The 15,579-nt window shown below is 69.0% G+C and carries 14 protein-coding genes; 7 read left to right on the top strand and 7 right to left on the bottom strand.

Features of this window, described 5'->3' with window-relative positions; translation table 11 throughout:
- Positions 1–33 precede the first annotated feature (33 nt).
- Genes ribH through ribD form a run of 4 tightly spaced genes read right to left on the bottom strand, consistent with a single transcriptional unit; the run spans position 34 to position 3,421 of the window.
- Positions 34–504, bottom strand: coding sequence for a 6,7-dimethyl-8-ribityllumazine synthase (ribH, locus tag FFS10_RS20915; protein ID WP_137896534.1), 471 nt, complete (start codon positions 502–504; stop codon positions 34–36).
- 4 nt (positions 505–508) lie between these two features.
- Positions 509–1,627: a bifunctional 3,4-dihydroxy-2-butanone-4-phosphate synthase/GTP cyclohydrolase II gene (ribBA, locus tag FFS10_RS20910; RefSeq protein ID WP_137896533.1), complete on the bottom strand. Its 1,119-nt coding sequence runs from the start codon at positions 1,625–1,627 to the stop codon at positions 509–511.
- The gene (locus FFS10_RS20905; RefSeq protein WP_137896532.1) at positions 1,624–2,268 is read right to left on the bottom strand and encodes a riboflavin synthase; all 645 of its coding nucleotides are present in this window, start codon (positions 2,266–2,268) and stop codon (positions 1,624–1,626) included. Before FFS10_RS20905 ends, ribBA begins: the two co-directional genes overlap by 4 nt.
- Before the next feature lie 55 nt (positions 2,269–2,323).
- Positions 2,324–3,421 carry a bifunctional diaminohydroxyphosphoribosylaminopyrimidine deaminase/5-amino-6-(5-phosphoribosylamino)uracil reductase RibD gene (ribD, locus tag FFS10_RS20900; protein WP_502702902.1) on the bottom strand — a complete coding sequence of 366 codons (1,098 nt, stop codon included), beginning with the start codon at positions 3,419–3,421 and terminating at the stop codon, positions 2,324–2,326.
- A gap of 186 nt (positions 3,422–3,607) precedes the next feature.
- Between ribD and FFS10_RS20895 the strand changes: the two genes are divergently transcribed.
- The 6 genes from FFS10_RS20895 to FFS10_RS20870 are packed head-to-tail and all read left to right on the top strand — an operon-like array spanning position 3,608 to position 9,807.
- On the top strand, positions 3,608–3,997 hold the full coding sequence (locus tag FFS10_RS20895) for a type IV pilin protein (RefSeq protein WP_212744165.1): 390 nt from the start codon (positions 3,608–3,610) through the stop codon (positions 3,995–3,997).
- Positions 3,991–4,590 carry a type IV pilus modification protein PilV gene (gene pilV / locus FFS10_RS20890; protein ID WP_137896530.1) on the top strand — a complete coding sequence of 200 codons (600 nt, stop codon included), beginning with the start codon at positions 3,991–3,993 and terminating at the stop codon, positions 4,588–4,590. The genes FFS10_RS20895 and pilV overlap by 7 nt, the downstream gene beginning before the upstream one ends.
- 18 nt (positions 4,591–4,608) lie before the next feature.
- The gene (locus FFS10_RS20885) at positions 4,609–5,670 is read left to right on the top strand and encodes a PilW family protein (RefSeq protein WP_137896529.1); all 1,062 of its coding nucleotides are present in this window, start codon (positions 4,609–4,611) and stop codon (positions 5,668–5,670) included.
- Positions 5,667–6,158, top strand: coding sequence for a PilX N-terminal domain-containing pilus assembly protein (locus FFS10_RS20880; protein WP_137896528.1), 492 nt, complete (start codon positions 5,667–5,669; stop codon positions 6,156–6,158). Before FFS10_RS20885 ends, FFS10_RS20880 begins: the two co-directional genes overlap by 4 nt.
- A 23-nt stretch (positions 6,159–6,181) precedes the next feature.
- Complete coding sequence (locus FFS10_RS20875; protein WP_171015999.1) at positions 6,182–9,232, top strand: pilus assembly protein; 3,051 nt, start codon at positions 6,182–6,184, stop codon at positions 9,230–9,232.
- An 8-nt stretch (positions 9,233–9,240) separates the two neighbouring features.
- Positions 9,241–9,807, top strand: a complete 567-nt coding sequence (locus FFS10_RS20870; RefSeq protein ID WP_171016000.1) for a GspH/FimT family pseudopilin — start codon at positions 9,241–9,243, stop codon at positions 9,805–9,807.
- Positions 9,808–9,813: 6 nt separating this feature from the next.
- Here the strand turns inward: FFS10_RS20870 and nrdR are convergent, their stop codons facing one another.
- The 3 genes from nrdR to FFS10_RS20855 form a co-directional block, all read right to left on the bottom strand.
- Positions 9,814–10,263 carry a transcriptional regulator NrdR gene (nrdR, locus tag FFS10_RS20865; RefSeq protein WP_137896525.1) on the bottom strand — a complete coding sequence of 150 codons (450 nt, stop codon included), beginning with the start codon at positions 10,261–10,263 and terminating at the stop codon, positions 9,814–9,816.
- 22 nt (positions 10,264–10,285) lie between these two features.
- Complete coding sequence (gene glyA / locus FFS10_RS20860; RefSeq protein WP_137896524.1) at positions 10,286–11,530, bottom strand: serine hydroxymethyltransferase; 1,245 nt, start codon at positions 11,528–11,530, stop codon at positions 10,286–10,288.
- Between the two features lie 237 nt (positions 11,531–11,767).
- Positions 11,768–12,598 (bottom strand): lytic transglycosylase domain-containing protein, encoded by an 831-nt coding sequence (locus FFS10_RS20855; protein WP_137896523.1) that lies wholly within the window; start codon positions 12,596–12,598, stop codon positions 11,768–11,770.
- 677 nt (positions 12,599–13,275) lie between these two features.
- Here FFS10_RS20855 and FFS10_RS20850 point away from each other — a divergent pair.
- On the top strand, positions 13,276–15,576 hold the full coding sequence (locus tag FFS10_RS20850) for a DUF748 domain-containing protein (protein ID WP_171016211.1): 2,301 nt from the start codon (positions 13,276–13,278) through the stop codon (positions 15,574–15,576).
- Positions 15,577–15,579 lie beyond the last annotated feature (3 nt).

Below are 15,579 nucleotides of genomic sequence, written 5' to 3'. Positions count from 1 at the left end.
GGCTGGGGGTGGAAGGGGTGTCGGGGGCGTCGCTCATGACAGCTCGTCCAGCAGGTTGGCCATCTCCACCGCCACGCGCGCGGCGTCCCGGCCCTTGTCGCTCTGGCGCGCCACGGCCTGCTCTAGGTTCTCGGTGGTCAGGATGGCGTTGGCCACGGGGATCTGGTAGTCCAGCGCCACGCGGGTCACGCCGGCCCCCGACTCGTTGGCCACCAGCTCGAAGTGGTAGGTCTCGCCGCGGATGATGCAACCCAGCGCGATCAGCGCGTCGTAGCGCTCGCGCTCGGCCAGGGCCTGCAGGGCCGTGGGCACCTCGAGGGCGCCGGGCACCAGCACATGGTCGATCTGCCGCGCCGGCACGCCCAGGGCGGCCAGCTCGGCCTTGCAGGCCTCGGCCAGGGCGTTGGTGATGCTCTCGTTGAAGCGGGCCTGCACGATGCCGATGTGCAGCTTGCGGCCATCCAGCTGGGCCTGGTCCGCCGTTCCTTGTTCTGCGCCAAACATGTTCTTATTCCTTGGGGATGTAGCCCGTGATCTCGAGTCCGTAGCCGGTCATGCTGGGCAGGCGGCGCGGCGTGCCCATGAGCTGCATGCGGTGCACGCCGCATTCGCGCAGGATCTGAGCGCCCACGCCATAGGTGCGCAGGTCCATGCGGCCGCGCTCGGGCGCGTGGCTGGCGCGCGCCGTGCCCTGGAACTGGGCCAGCAGCTGCTGGCCGTCCTCGCCGCAGTTGAGCAGCACGGCCACGCCCTGGCCCTTCTGGTCCAGGTAGCGCAGGCTGCTGTCCAGGGCCCACGAGTGCATGGAGCGGTTGACTTCCAGCACGTCGAGCACCGACAGCGGCTCGTGCACGCGTACCGGCACGCTGTCGGCGGGGTCCCAGCGCCCCTTGACCAGGGCCAGGTGCACCGACTGGCTGGGCTTGTCGCGGAACACATGCAGCTCGAAGTCGCCGAAGGCCGTCTGCAGCGGGCGCGAGCCGACCTTCTCGACCAGGGTCTCGGTGCGGCTGCGGTGCTCGATCAGGTCGGCGATGGTGCCGATCTTCAGGCCATGCTCGGCCGCGAACAGCTGCAGGTCCGGCAGGCGCGCCATGGTGCCGTCGTCCTTCATGATCTCGCAGATCACCGAGGCCGGCGTGCAGCCGGCCATGGCGGCGAGGTCGCAGCCGGCCTCGGTATGGCCGGCGCGCATCAGCACGCCGCCATCCACGGCCTGCAGCGGGAAGATATGGCCGGGCTGGACCAGGTCCTCGGGCCGGGCGTTCCTGGCCACGGCGGCCTGCACCGTGCGTGCGCGGTCGGCGGCGGAAATGCCGGTGGTCACGCCCTCCGCGGCCTCGATCGAGACCGTGAAGGCCGTGCTGTAGACCGTGCCGTTGCGCGTGGCCATGGGGGGCAGGCGCAGGTGCTGGCAGCGCTCGCGCGTGAGCGTCAGGCAGATCAGACCGCGGCCGAAGCGCGCCATGAAGTTGATGGCCTCGGGCGTGACATGGTCGGCCGCCAGCACGAGGTCGCCCTCGTTCTCGCGGTCTTCCTCGTCGACCAGGATGACCATGCGGCCGGCGGCCATGTCGGCCACGATGTCCTCGACCGGCGAGATGGAAACGGGGGGCAGGGTGGTCATGCGTTGTCCTTGTTGTGGCGTTGCGGATCGGCGCCGAGCATGCGCTCGACGTAGCGCGCGATCAGGTCGATCTCGAGGTTCACCGGGCTGCCTTCGCGCAGCGCGCCCAGGGCCGTGTTCTGCACGGTGTGCGGGATCAGGTTGATGCTGAGCTCGCAGCCGGCGTCGAGGTCGGCCACCCGGTTCACCGTGAGGCTGACGCCGTTGACGGTGACCGAGCCCTTGTAGGCCAGGTACTTGGCCAGCTCGCGCGGCGCGAGGATGCGCAGCTCCCAGCTCTCGCCGACCTCGGCGAAGCGGCTCACGCGGCCGATGCCGTCCACATGGCCCGAGACGATGTGCCCGCCCAGTCGGTCGTGCGCGCGCAGGGCCTTCTCCAGGTTGACAGTGCCGGGCCGGTCCAGGCCTGCGGTCTTGTCCAGCGATTCGGCGGAGATGTCGACGGTGAACTGGCGGCTGGCGGGGGCCAGCGTGGTGACGGTCATGCAGGCGCCGTTGAGCGCGATGCTGTCGCCCAGTCCCACGTCGTCGAGGTACCCGGCCGGGGCCTCGATGCTGAGGCGCTTGCCGTGGTCTAAAGAGCTACCCAGGTCGTGGACGGCGGCGATGCGCCCCACGCCGGTGATGATTCCGGTGAACATCCGGCTATTTTCGCAGGGATTGGGCTCCTGTCCGGCTGGGGCATGGAAATCGGGCTCAGAAAACGTCCCGGCCCGCGACGCTGGCCAGGATGCGCAGGTCCGGACCGACGGGCTCCACGCTCCCGAACTCCAGGGGCACGGCCTGCGACAGCGCGCTCAGGGGGCCGAACTGCGCCATGCCCCGGCCCTGGCCCAGCAGCTTGGGCGCCAGGTAGACCAGCAGCTCGTCGACCAGGCCCTCGCGGATCAGCGAGCCGTTGAGCTTGTGGCCGGCCTCGACATGCAGCTCGTTGACCTCGCGCCGCGCCAGATCGCGCAGCATGGCGGCCAGGTCCACCTTGCCCTCGGTACCCGGCTGGCGGCCCGGCAGCAGGATCACGGTGGCGCCGCGCGCCTCCAGGGCTGCCTGCCTGGCCGCATCTTCGACCGCTGCGTAGAGGTAGACCGGGCGGCCCTCGATGAACAGGCGGGCGTCGAGTGGGGTTTCCAGCCGACTGTCGACCACCACCAGCGGCGGCTGGCGCGGCGTGGCCACCAGGCGCACGTCCAGCCGCGGGTCGTCCTCCAGCACCGTGCCTATGCCGGTCAGCAGCGCGCCGGCGCGCGCACGCCAGGCGTGGCCGTCGGCGCGCGCGGGCTCGGAGGTGATCCACTGGCTGACGCCGTTGTCCAGCGCGGTGCGCCCGTCCAGCGAGGCGGCGAGCTTCATGCGCACCCAGGGGGTCTGGCGCCGCATGCGGCTGAAGAAGCCGACGTTGAGTGCGCGCGTGGCCTGGGCGCCGGGGCCGAGCTCGACCGCGATGCCCGCTGCGCGCAGGCGCGCGAAGCCCTGGCCCGCCACCAGCGGGTTCGGGTCCTCGACCGCGGCGACCACGCGCGCGATGCCGGCGGCGATCAGCGCGTCGCAGCAGGGGCCGGTGCGGCCATGGTGCGAGCAGGGCTCCAGGGTCACGTAGGCGGTGGCGCCGGCCGTCGAATGTCCGCCTGCCTGGGCGTCGCGCAGCGCGACGATCTCGGCGTGCGGGCCGCCGGCCTGCTGAGTATGGCCCTGGCCCAGCCAGCGGCCGTCGGCGTCCACGATCACGCAGCCCACGCGCGGATTGGGCTCGGACAGGCCGATGGCCTGCCGCGCCAGCTCGGCGGCGGCTTGCATGGGGTCCATCGATGGGGGCGGCGTGGCTGGGTTCATCGGGCTGGTCGGTTGCGGGGGATGGCCGGTGAGGCGGGGGAAAGGTCGTTTTCGACCACTCGTTCCCCCAATTCTGCCGCCTGTCAGGCCAGAGCCCCTGGTGATCCGGGGCGGCGCTAAGATTTTTCCGGCAATGAAGGGGCAAGGGTCGTGCACAAGAAACAAGCCGGATTTTCGCTGATCGAGTTGATGATCGCCGTGGCCATCGTGGCCATCCTGGCCAGCGTCGCCTACCCCTCCTACACCCAATACGTGGTCCGATCCAACCGGGCTGCCGCCAAGGCCCAGATGCTGGACATCGCGAACCGCCAGCAGCAGTTCCTGCTGTCCAACCGCGCCTATGCCTCCAAGACCACGCTCGGGACCAGTGGCTACCAGCTGCCGGCCGAGGTCAGCGGACGCTACGACTACGACATCACCATCGGCACGGACGCCGTGCCGTCCTACACCATTACCTTCACGCCCAAGGGGGCCCAGGCCGGCGACGGCACGCTGACCCTCAACAGCGAGGGGGTCAAGACCCCCGCCGGCAAATGGTGAGTAGGGCCTCGTCCTGCCGGTGGCTGCGCCAGCGCGGCACCTCCATGATCGAGGTGCTGGTGACCCTGGTCATCATCGCCATCGGCCTGCTGGGCCTGGCGGGCTTGCAGACCCGGCTGGAGTCCTCGGAGATGGAGTCCTACCAGCGCGCGCAGGCTCTGGTCCTGCTCGACGACATGGGCAGCCGCATGGGGAGCAATCGCCTGAGCGCGGCCAAATACGCCGAGGCCGCGCCCCTGACCGCGCCCCTTGGCGCCGGCATGGTCTGTCCGGCCACGGACGCGAGCTCCACGCGCGCCCAAGTCGACTCGGCCGAATGGTGCGCGGCCCTGCAGGGCGTGGCCGAGACGGCCGGTGGCAACCGCCTGGGCGCGGTGGTGGGCGGCCGCGGCTGCGTCGAAGACCTGGGCCTGGGGCCGGCGGGCGACCGCATGTTCCGCGTGACCGTGGCCTGGCAGGGGCTGACGCCGACCACGGTGCCCGTGGAGGGCTGCGGCGCGGGCCAGTACAACGGCCCCGCCGGATCCGTCTGCGCGGGCGACCTGTGCCGCCGCGCGGTCTCGGCCTTCATCCGCATGGCGAACCTGAAGTAAGCAATGGACAGGCCTGCAATGCATACCAATTTCGCGACCGGGCAGGCCCGCCGCTGGCACGGACGCCGCGCCGAGCGGGGGCTCTCGCTGGTCGAGCTGATGGTTGCCATGGCCCTCGGCCTGATGATCATGACGGCCCTGGCCGCCCTCTACGGCAGCATGAGCCGCACCAACAACGAGATGGCCAAGACCAACCAGCTGATAGAGAACGGCCGTTTCGCGGTCCAGCTGCTGCAAGGCGACCTGGTCCATGCCGGTTTCTGGGGCCCCCTCGATACCCTGCAGGCCACGGCCGTGCCCGACCCCTGCCTGGTTTATGCGAACTGGCCGACCGACGCCACGGCGCTGGCGGAATACAAAGTCAATTTGATGGCCATTCCGGTGCAAGGCTATGCCGACGGCAGCGCGCTGGCAGGCTGTGGCGTCGCCAGCGTGTCGGCCAAGAGCGACGTGCTGCTGGTGCGGCACGCGAGCACCTGCGTGGCCGGCGGCTGCGACGGCGGCGCGGATGCCGGCCCGCACATCCAGATATCGTCCTGCCGTACCGACGCGCCGCCCGAACCGGCCTATCTGCTGGACGCGAACCCGGCGAGCCTCACGCTGCGGCTCAAGAACTGCACCACCGTCGCGCCGCGCCGCCAGATGCTGGTGAACCTCTACTACGTGTCGACCAACGGCAGCGGCATGCCGCGCCTGATGCGCAAGTCCTTCAAGGAGGGTGCCTATGCGGCCTCCGCCGAGGCCCTGATCGAGGGCATAGAGGCCTTCCGCGTCGAGTACGGCGTGGACAACCTGGGCTCCAACGGCCTGCCCATCAGCGCGAGCAACCCGGGCGACGGCAACGCCGACAGCTACGTGAGCTGCGCGCCTTCGTGCGACCTCGCCACCCTGTCCAACGTGGTCGCGGTGAAGGTGCATGTGCTGGCGCGCAACCTCGAGCCCACGGCCGGCTACAAGGACGAAAAGAGCTACCAGCTCGGGCCGCTCGCGATCGCCGCGGCCAACGACAGCTACAAGCGCCACGTGTTCTCGACCACGGTGCGCCTGGTCAACCCTTCCTCGCGCCGGGAGCAGCCATGAAGCCGGTCTCGTTGCGGCGCCACCAGCGGGGCGCCACCCTGGTGACGGGCCTGATCCTTTTGACCCTGCTCATGCTGTCGGTCTCCATCGCCTTCCTGATGAGCAACAACAACCTCAAGTCGGTGGGCAACATGCAGTCGCGGGCCGAGGCGGCCGCGGCCGCCGAGGCGGCGGTGGAAAACCTGATCAGCACCGACACCATCTTCCTGGCGCCGGCCCAGACCGATGTGCCGGAGAACGCGCAGGGCGTGGCCGTGAGCATTGCACCTCCGACCTGTGTCACCTCGGTGCCGGTCGATGCCCAGTCCAGCGGCGACCCGCTGTACCAGCTTTACCAGCAGGGGGTCTCGCCCACGGCGGGCTCGGGCTATGTGCTGACCGACTGGGACATTGCCGCGACCGCGAGCAATGCGGCCACCGGCGCGAGCGTGGAAACGCACCAGGGTGTGCGCATCATTCTTCCCGCCGACCCGAACCCATGTCCATGAATGACTGCAGAAAAGGAACAGGCATGAGATCGTCTTGCGGGTGGGCCGGCGCGCTGCTGGCGCTGGCCGGCGTGGTGGCCTGGCCGGCGCTGGCCGAGGACGTCGACCTGTTCATGACCCCTGCCACCACCGCGGACACGCGTCCCAACGTGCTGCTGGTGCTCGACAACGCGGCCAGCAACAACAGCACCATCACCCAGCTCGACGGCAGCAGCGGGAACAAGCTGACCATGCTGCGCCAGGTGCTCGACATCCTGGTCGACCCGCTCAACTCGGCCTATTTCCCGGGCTGCGACACCAGCGTCACGCCACGCGTGCCGGCCGGCTGCTCGACGCGCCAGGAGATCGAGGACCTGGTCAAGAACGTGAACCTGGGCCTGATGATCGCCAACCCCTCGGGCGCGGGCAAGGGCGGCTACGTGCGCTACCACGTGCGGCCGATGAACGTCGCGGCCAACAAGTCGGCCTTCTTGTCCAAGATCAATCCGGCCATTCCCGAGGCCAACAACGCGCCGCATGCCAAGAGCATGCACGAGGCCTACCTGTATTTCGCCGGCCTGGCGCCCTATGTCGGCTTCGACAGCTCGCAGTACGATCCGGCCGCGCGCAGCGGCAGCCTGTACCTGAGCCCGATCAGCGACAACTGCCAGAACAACAACCTGGTGTTCATAGGCAATGGCGGTCCGGACTCCGGCGAGGAAAACGACACCCGCACCCTGCTCAACGGCCTGGGCGGCATCCTCAGCAGCGACCCGATCCGGTTTTCGCCGAGCAACTACCAGAGCAGTTGGTTCGACGAGTACGCGCGCACCCTGAACCGGCGCGACGTGGCGCCCGGCGTGACCGGCTACCAGAACATCACCACCCACACCATTGCGGTGCAGAACCCCGCGGACAACAACTACAACACGGCGGGCATGCAGAGCGCCCGGGCCCTGCTGGAGAGCGCGGCCCTGATTGGCGGCGGCTCGTATTTCCTGGCCCAGGACGGCAAGACCGCGCTCAAGGCGCTGATCGACCTGCTGCGCCGTCTGCAGCCGGTCAACTCGGTGTTCGCGGCCGTGACCCTGCCGGTCAGCGTCAACGTGCGCGGCACCTTCCTGAACCAGGTCTACATGGGCCAGTTCCGACCCGACCCCAACGCCAAGCCGCGCTGGCCCGGCAACCTCAAGCAGTACCAGATCGGCCTGGACGCGCAGAACAATCCGGTGCTGGCCGATCGCTTCGGCAAGCCAGTGGAGGACAGGATCAACGGCTTCCTGCTGCCCGACGTCACCAGCTTCTGGACGCTGGACACCAGCTACTGGAGCTTCGCCGCGCCGCTGTCGGCCAGCGATGCGCCCGACGGCTCGGTGGTGGAAAAGGGCGGGGCGGCGCAGCGCCTGCGCACGATCTACAAGACCAGCCAGGCCGACCGCAAGCTCTACACCTGCAACGGCAACTGCGCGGCGGGCGCGCCCCTGTCCTCGGCCCTGTTCGCTGACAGCAACACCACGGGCCTGACCATCGCCAACCTGGGCGTGGCCGACGCCACCGAGCGCACCGACCTCATCAACTGGGTGCGGGGTGCGGACAACCGCAACAACGAGGACGCCAACGGCGTGTCGACCGACATCCGCGCTTACGTGCACGGCGACCTGTTGCATTCGCGGCCCGCGGTCGTGAACTACAACCGAACCAACGACAACCGCGACATCGTGGTCTATTACGGCGCCAACGACGGCGTGTTCCGCGCGGTCAAAGGCGGGCAGGACGACAGCGACGGCTATGAGAAATGGGGCATCGTGTTCCCGGAATTCCTGAGCCGGCTCAAGCGCCTGCGCGACAACACGATCGAGGTCACGGCAGCCACGCCCAAGCCGTATTTCGCCGACGGCTCGGTGTCGATCTACCAGAACGACATCAACAGGGACGGCAAGCTGGTGGCCGCCGACGGGGACAAGGTCTACCTCTACATCGGCATGCGCCGTGGCGGACGCTTCTCCTACGCGCTCGATGTCAGCGATCCGGACGCGCCCAGGATACTCTGGCAGATCGATTCGTCCAAGACCGGTTTTTCGGAGCTGGCCCAGACCTGGTCGACCCTGCGCCCGACCAACATCCGCGCGGTGAGCGGCGACCCGGTGGTGATCTTCGGCGGCGGCTATGACAACCTGAACGAGGACCCTCAGCCGGCCACCGCCGACACCATGGGGCGGGGCATCTTCTTCGTCAACGGCCGTACGGGCGAGCTCTTCAAGCACCTGCTGCCGGCCGGCATGGGCAGCGTGCCGGCCGACCTCACGGTGCTGGACCGCGACGGCAACGGCCTGGCCGACCGCATCTATGCCGTCGACACCAAGGGCAATGTCTGGCGCATCGACATCGACAACGCGGACTCGGAGCAGTGGCAGTCCTACAAGATCGCCAGCCTGGGCGGCAGCGGGGCGGACGCGCGCAAGTTCCTGAACAAGACCGACGTGGTGTTCGGCACCAGCTTCGACGCCGTGCTGGTGGGCTCGGGGGACCGCGAGCACCCGTTCGAGACCTCGGTGCAGGACCGTTTCTACATGCTGCAGGACCCGTTCGTGGGCCTGAGCGGCGGCCTGTTCTGTGGCAGCACCGATGCCCTGGCCACCTGCACCCATGCGCACCTGGCCGACGTCACCAGCAATCCCTACCAGGGTGGAACGCTGCCCAGCAGCTTCAAGGGCTGGTACTTGTCGCTGTCCGCCGGCGAGAAGGTGGTCGGCAGCCCCGTGACCGTGTTCGGCACCGTGATCTTCGGCACCAACCGCCCGACGCCGCCCACCGCCGGTGTCTGCACGGCCAACCTGGGTGAGGCCAGGCTGTACCAGATCGGCTTCCTGACCGGCGACGCGCGCGTGGACCTTGATGGCGATGGCGTGCTGAGCGTTGAGGACCGTTACTCGGTGTTGCCCGGCGGCGGCTTCCCACCCTCGGCCGTGTACTCCCCCGTCACCATCAACGGCAAGCGGCAGGACGTGGTCTGCGTGGGGCCGCGCTGCTTCAAGCCGGGCGGCGCCAATTTCGACACCCGGCGGCGCCGGACCTATTGGTACACCAAGCAATGAGGCTGCCAGTGCGCCGACCCCGAGGGCCAGGGCGGTCCGCCGCCTGCGGCCTGACCCTGATCGAGCTGATGGTCACGATCGCGATCGCCGCGATCCTGGCCGGCTTGGCCGCGCCTTCGTTCCGGGAGATGCTGGTCGCCAACAGCCTCAAGTCGAACGCCAGCGCCATGCTGTCCAGTCTGCTGCTGGCGCGCGGCGAGGCGATCAAGCGCAACGGGCGCGTGGCGCTGTGCAAGTCCGCCACGGGCACGGCCTGCACCACCGACGGCAGTTGGGAGCAAGGCTGGATCGTGTTCGCCGACGTCAACAACAACGCGGCGCTGGACGCCGGCGAGACCGTGGTCCAGCGCACCGCGGCCCTGGGCAACGGCCTGCGGCTGACCGGGAACGGGAACATCGCGAACTACGTTTCGTACAGTGGGATGGGCGAGACGCGAATGACTGCGGGCAACTTCCAGTCGGGCACCTTCACGCTGTGCCAGCTCTCGGCCTCGGGTGGCAAGGCCCGCGATATCGTGATCAGTGCGACGGGACGGCCCCGCATCGAGCAGACCACCGTAGCCTCGTGCTTGTAGCGCTCGTCAGCGCCGCACCTCGTCGACCAGGGTCTTGAACTCGTCGATGTCCTCGAAATTGCGGTACACGCTCGCAAAGCGCACATAGGCCACCTTGTCGAGCTTCTTGAGCTCGCGCATCACGAGCTCGCCGATGCGCGTGGACTGGATCTCGCGCACGCCCAGGTTGAGCAGTTTCTCCTCGATGCGCTCGATGGCAGCGTCCACCTGCTCGGTGCTCACCGGGCGCTTGCGCAGCGCCAGGTTGAAGGAGGCGAGCAGCTTGGCGTGCTCGTAGTCGATGCGGCGGCCGTCCTTCTTGACCACGGCCGGGAAATTGACTTCCGGCCGCTCGTAGGTGGTGAAGCGCTTCTCGCAGGCGCCGCACTGGCGGCGCCGGCGCACGAAGTCCCCTTCCTCGGACACGCGCGTCTCGACCACCTGGGTGTCGACGTGGCCGCAGAAGGGGCATTTCATCGCAGGTCGACCGGGCGCCGGCTTACTTGTAGACCGGGAAGCGCGCGGTCAGTGCGTTGACCTTGGCGCGCACGGCCTCGATGTTGGCCGCGTCGCGCGGGTTGTCCAGCACGTCGGCGAGCAGGTTGGCCGTCATGCGCGCCTCCTCGTCCTTGAAGCCGCGCGTGGTCATGGCGGGCGTTCCGACGCGGATGCCGCTGGTCACCATGGGCTTTTCCGGGTCGTTGGGGATGGCGTTCTTGTTGATCGTCATGTGGGCCTGGCCCAGCACGGCTTCCGCCTCCTTGCCGGTGATGCCCTTGGCGCGCAGGTCGACCAGCATCACATGGCTTTGCGTGCCGCCGCTGACGATGCGCAGGCCGCGCTGGGTCAGGGTCTCGGCGACAATGCGGGCATTGGTCACGACCTGCTGCTGGTAGGTCTTGAACTCGGGGTTCAGCGCCTCCTTGAAGGCCACGGCCTTGGCCGCGATCACGTGCATCAACGGGCCGCCCTGCAGGCCGGGGAAGATGGCGCTGTTGATCGCCTTCTCGTGCTCGGACTTCATCAGGATGATGCCGCCGCGCGGGCCGCGCAGGCTCTTGTGCGTGGTCGAGGTCACCACGTCGGCGTGCGGCACCGGGTTCGGGTAGACGCCCGCGGCGATCAGGCCGGCGTAGTGCGCCATGTCGACCATGAAGACGGCGCCCACGTCCTTGGCCACCTTGGCAAAGCGCGCGAAGTCGATGTGCAGGCTGTAGGCCGAGGCGCCGGCGATGATCAGCTTGGGCCGGGTCTCGTGGGCCTTGCGCTCCATCGCGTCGTAGTCGATCTCTTCCTTTTCGTTCAGGCCGTAGGAGACGACGTTGAACCATTTGCCGCTCATGTTCAGCGCCATGCCGTGCGTGAGGTGGCCGCCCTCGGCCAGGCTCATGCCCATGATGGTGTCGCCGGGCTTGAGGAAGGCCAGGAACACGGCCTCGTTGGCCGAGGCGCCGCAATGGGCCTGCACGTTGGCGGCCTCGGCGCCGAACAGCTGCTTGACGCGGTCTATGGCCAGCTGCTCGGCCACGTCCACGTACTCGCAGCCGCCGTAGTAGCGGCGGCCGGGGTAGCCCTCGGCGTACTTGTTGGTCAGCTGCGAGCCCTGCGCCGCCATGACGGCCGGAGAAGCATAGTTCTCGCTCGCGATCAGCTCGATGTGGTGTTCCTGGCGGGCGTTCTCGGCCTGGATGGCGGCCCAGAGTTCGGGGTCGGTTTGTTCGACAAGAATGTTTCGGTTGTACATGGCAGTCCTTCAAGACGGTGAACCTTGGCGCAATGACAAGGGCTGCCCAGGCGAACGGCTGATCACCCGCGCGAGCGGCCGGCGGGCCGGTCTACGGGCGGTGCGCTTCCCAGTGGTTGTCCGCGGCCAAGCGCCGCAGGGGTCCACGTCAGCGCGGCCTGCCCGTGCACCGGGTGCCGTGCCTATCGCCAGTTGCGCACCCCGCAAGTGTAGCCGAGGCGCGCCCCAGGGCGGTGCTCAGGAGGCGGCCAGCAGGGCCACCTTCTCTTCGCGCGCGGCGGGGGCAGGAGCGGCCACGGGCAGGGCGCGGGCCGGGGCAGGGCGCGCCTGCTGAGCCGCGGGGAGCGGCAGGGCGCGACCCTTGGCCACCTGGTGGAGGCGGGCGTGCTCGGACATCACCTTCTCGGCGTAGCCGCCGTCGCCCTCCAGGTTGGCGGCGCCCACGTAGTGCTTGAGGCCGCCTTCGAGCGAGCCGGCGCGGGCAATCGATTCCTGCAGCACCTTCACGCCCACGCGCAGGTTGGTCACCGGGTCGAAAGCGGCCAGCGTGCCGCCGAAGCCCTGGTACTTGTCCGAGTGGATCTTGGTCATGACCTGCATCAGGCCCTGGGCACCGACCGCACTCTGGGCGAAGGGGTTGAAGCTCGACTCCACGGCCATGATGGCCAGGATCAGGGTCGGGTCCAGCTTGGTGCGCTGGCCGACCTCGTAGGCCTCGGCAACCAGGGCGCCCAAGGGCTCGGGTGCCACGCGGTACTTGCGGCTCAGCCAGTAGGCCACCGCGGCCTGCTCGCGCGGCAGGTCCTTGGGGTCGGTGGCCGTGGCGCGGTCGATCGCGTCCGGCTCGGCCTCGATGCCGACGGTGGCGACCTGGCGCGACTGCAGCCAGCTCATCAGTTTTTCTTCCCCGGCCTGACGCAGGTCAGGGCGGGCTGTCAGGGTGATCGCCGCAAAGACGACGGCCAGGCCGACGAGGGCAAAGCCATTGTGCGTGATCTCAAAAAAGCCCTCTGTGACATCGCCTGCGAAGGTGCGCAGGCCCTGGGCCATTTTTCCTAACGCTGTCATAGCACTTCCTTTCTACGCAAGGCGCATGGGCATCGCGCTGTAAAAACAGCATCGACACGCAAGCTCCTCGTTTGGATTGGTACGCAGTCCATGGCGCGAACGTCGTAGCTGACGTGTTGCCTCGCGATTGGACCTAGCCGGGGTCGGCAGCGGATTCGGGTCGTTCCGGATTCTTCGGACGGAACGGGCGGATTCTAGGGGGGCATCTAATGCCAGGTCAATACTTAACCTTACGTTTTAAACTACTTTTTATCATAAGGGCGGGCGCGGATACGGCGTTTACAAGTGCGTTCCGAACTCCTGAAATACCGGAGAAGCGCGGTCAATGCAAGCCTCGAAAAACAATCACGGGCCCGGAGATGATTAAAAACTCTATTTGCATTCCCCTGGGGTGGCGCCTAACTTGGTAGGGCCTGATTGATTTCGGGCATCAAGCCGGTAGGACGGCGCTGCCGCTGAAGGTGAGCAGCAAAGAGCCCCGGCGATTCATGGAGGCAATCTCTTGCCTCCTGTGCAATGCGGAACGTCCATCTTCCCGTTGCAAACCCCGACGGCAAATGACATTGAGTCTGCCGTCAAGCCCGGCGGTAGGCCATGTGGTCGACCGCCGGGCTTTCTTCTTGGCGTCGCGGCGTGGCAGCATTGAGCTTTTGCGGCTGGCACAGCACACTCGTGACATGGACAACAAGAAGTTACTAGGGAAAATCCAGGGACATCGATGGACGCGGCGCGCGCTCTGGGCGGCCGGCGGCCTGATCCTGATGTGGGCGCTGGCCTGGCTGGCCGTGCCGCCGCTGCTCAAGAGCCAGGCCGAGAAGCTGGGCAGCCAGGCGCTGGGGCGCCAGGTCCGCATCGGCGCGGTGGACTTCCGGCCCTGGTCGCTCGAGCTGGCCGTGTCGGAGCTGCGCGTGGCGAGCGCCGACGGCCAGTCGGTCCAACTGGGCGTGCAGCGCCTGTATGCCGATCTGGAGCTGCAATCGCTGCTGCGCCTGGCGCCGGTGGTCGATGCGCTCGAGGTGGACGCTCCGGTGCTGCGCCTGGCCCACCTGGGCGAGGGCCGCTACGACGTCGACGACATACTGGGCAAGCTGAGCCAGCCCGCCCAGCAACCGGCCGGCGAGCCGCCGCGCTTTGCGCTCTACAACCTGGCGCTGCGCGGCGGCGCCATCGACTTCCGCGACGCCACGGTGAACCGCACCCACGAGTTGCGCGAGCTGAGCCTGGCCGTGCCCTTCCTGAGCAACCTGGCCTCGCGGCGCGAGGTCAAGGTGCTGCCGCACCTGGCTTTCAGCCTCAACGGCAGCCGTTTCGACTCGGCGGCCGAGAGCACACCGTTCGCCCAGACGCGCAAGACCGACGCCACGCTGCGCATCGAAGCGCTCGACCTGGCGCCCTACCTGGGCTACCTGCCCGCCAGCCTGCCGGTGCGGCTGAACTCGGCGCTGCTGGATGCCGAGCTCAAGCTGTCCTTCGCCCAGACGCCCGATACCGCGGTGCGGCTCAGCGGCAGCCTGCAGGCGCGCGGCGTGCAGCTCAGCGATGCCCGGCAACAGGAGCTGCTGGGCTTCGAGGCGCTGAGCCTGGGGCTGGAGGAGCTGCGCCCGCTCGAGCGCTCGGCCCGCCTCTCGTCCGTGGCGCTGAAATCGCCCAAGCTGACGCTGCGGCGCGACCGCGCCGGCCAGCTCAACCTGGCGCCGGCGCCCACCAAGCCCGCGGCTGCTGCGGCGACCGCGGCGGCCGCGCCCCCGCCCAGCGCCTGGCAGCTGGCCGTGGCCAAGCTCGAGGTGCGCGACGGCAAGATCGGCTGGATCGACGACAGCGCCGCCGCGGCCGGCGCCCCGCCGGCGCGCATCGACCTGGGGGGCTTCACGCTGGACGCCAGCGACATCGCCCTGCCGTTCGCGCGCCCGGCGCCGTTCCGTGGCGCCGCGTCCCTGGCCAGCGCCGACGCGGCCGGGGCGGGCACGCTGCAGTTCAGCGGCAGCGCGAGCGACCGCGCCGCCACGCTCAAGCTCGACGCCAAGTCCCTGCCGCTGTCCCTGGCCGAGCCCTATGTGGCGCAGTTTCTGACGCCCAGGCTGGCCGGCACGCTGCATGCCGCGCTGGACCTGGACTGGCAGTCGGCCAGCGAGCCGGGAAGGCCGGACACGCTGAAGCTGAATCTGGAGCGCGTGGCGCTCGAGCAGCTGGCCTTGGTCCAGGGCAAGAACAGCTTGGCTGCCATCCAGTCCCTGGAGCTGGCCCAGGCCCGCATCGACCTGGTTGCCCGCTCCGCGGCGCTGGGCCGGCTGGCCCTGACCCAGCCGCGGCTCAAGGTGGCGCGCGGTGCCGACGGGCGCTGGATGTACGAAACCTGGATGCGCGCAGGCCCCGCCGGTGGCTCACAGGGCGCTGGCGCGAAGCCTGCGCCGGCCTGGAAGCTGTCGGTCGACGACCTGCGCCTGGACGGCGGTCAGCTCGGCTGGCAGGACCTGGCCACGCCTCGCCCGGCGGTGTTCGAGGTCTCGGCGCTGGCGCTGCAGGCCCAGGGCCTGGACCTGGCCGGTCGGCGCCCCGCGCCGCTGCAGCTGTCGGCGCGCATCGCCGCGGGGCGTACCGAACCGGGCCGGCTGGCGTTTCGCGGCCAGCTGGGCCTGAACCCTGTGGCAGCCCAGGGCCGGGTGGACCTGGCTCATTTGCCGCTGCACGCGCTGGAGCCGTACTTCGGCGAGGCCCTGAACCTCGAGCTGCTGCGCGCCGACGCCAGCTTCAAGGGGCAGCTGCGCTATGCCGACAGCGCCGCCGGCCCGCAATTGCACGTGACGGGCGACGGCGCGCTGGAGGAGTTGCGCGCGCACAGCCTGCCCGGCAGCCCCACCGCGGGCGACGCGGTGGGGCCCGGCCGACCGGCGCCGCGGTCGCACCCAGCGCGCCGCGCGCGGGGCGCGAGGGCGGGGCGCTGCGCCTGGGCGGGGAACTGCTGGCCTGGAAGGCCCTGAACC

This window comes from Ramlibacter sp. 2FC (assembly GCF_005503345.1).
Lineage (GTDB): Bacteria > Pseudomonadota > Gammaproteobacteria > Burkholderiales > Burkholderiaceae_C > SCMQ01.
The sequence above is the reverse complement of the archived record's forward strand: the minus strand, read 5'-3'. Positions and strand labels throughout refer to the sequence as shown.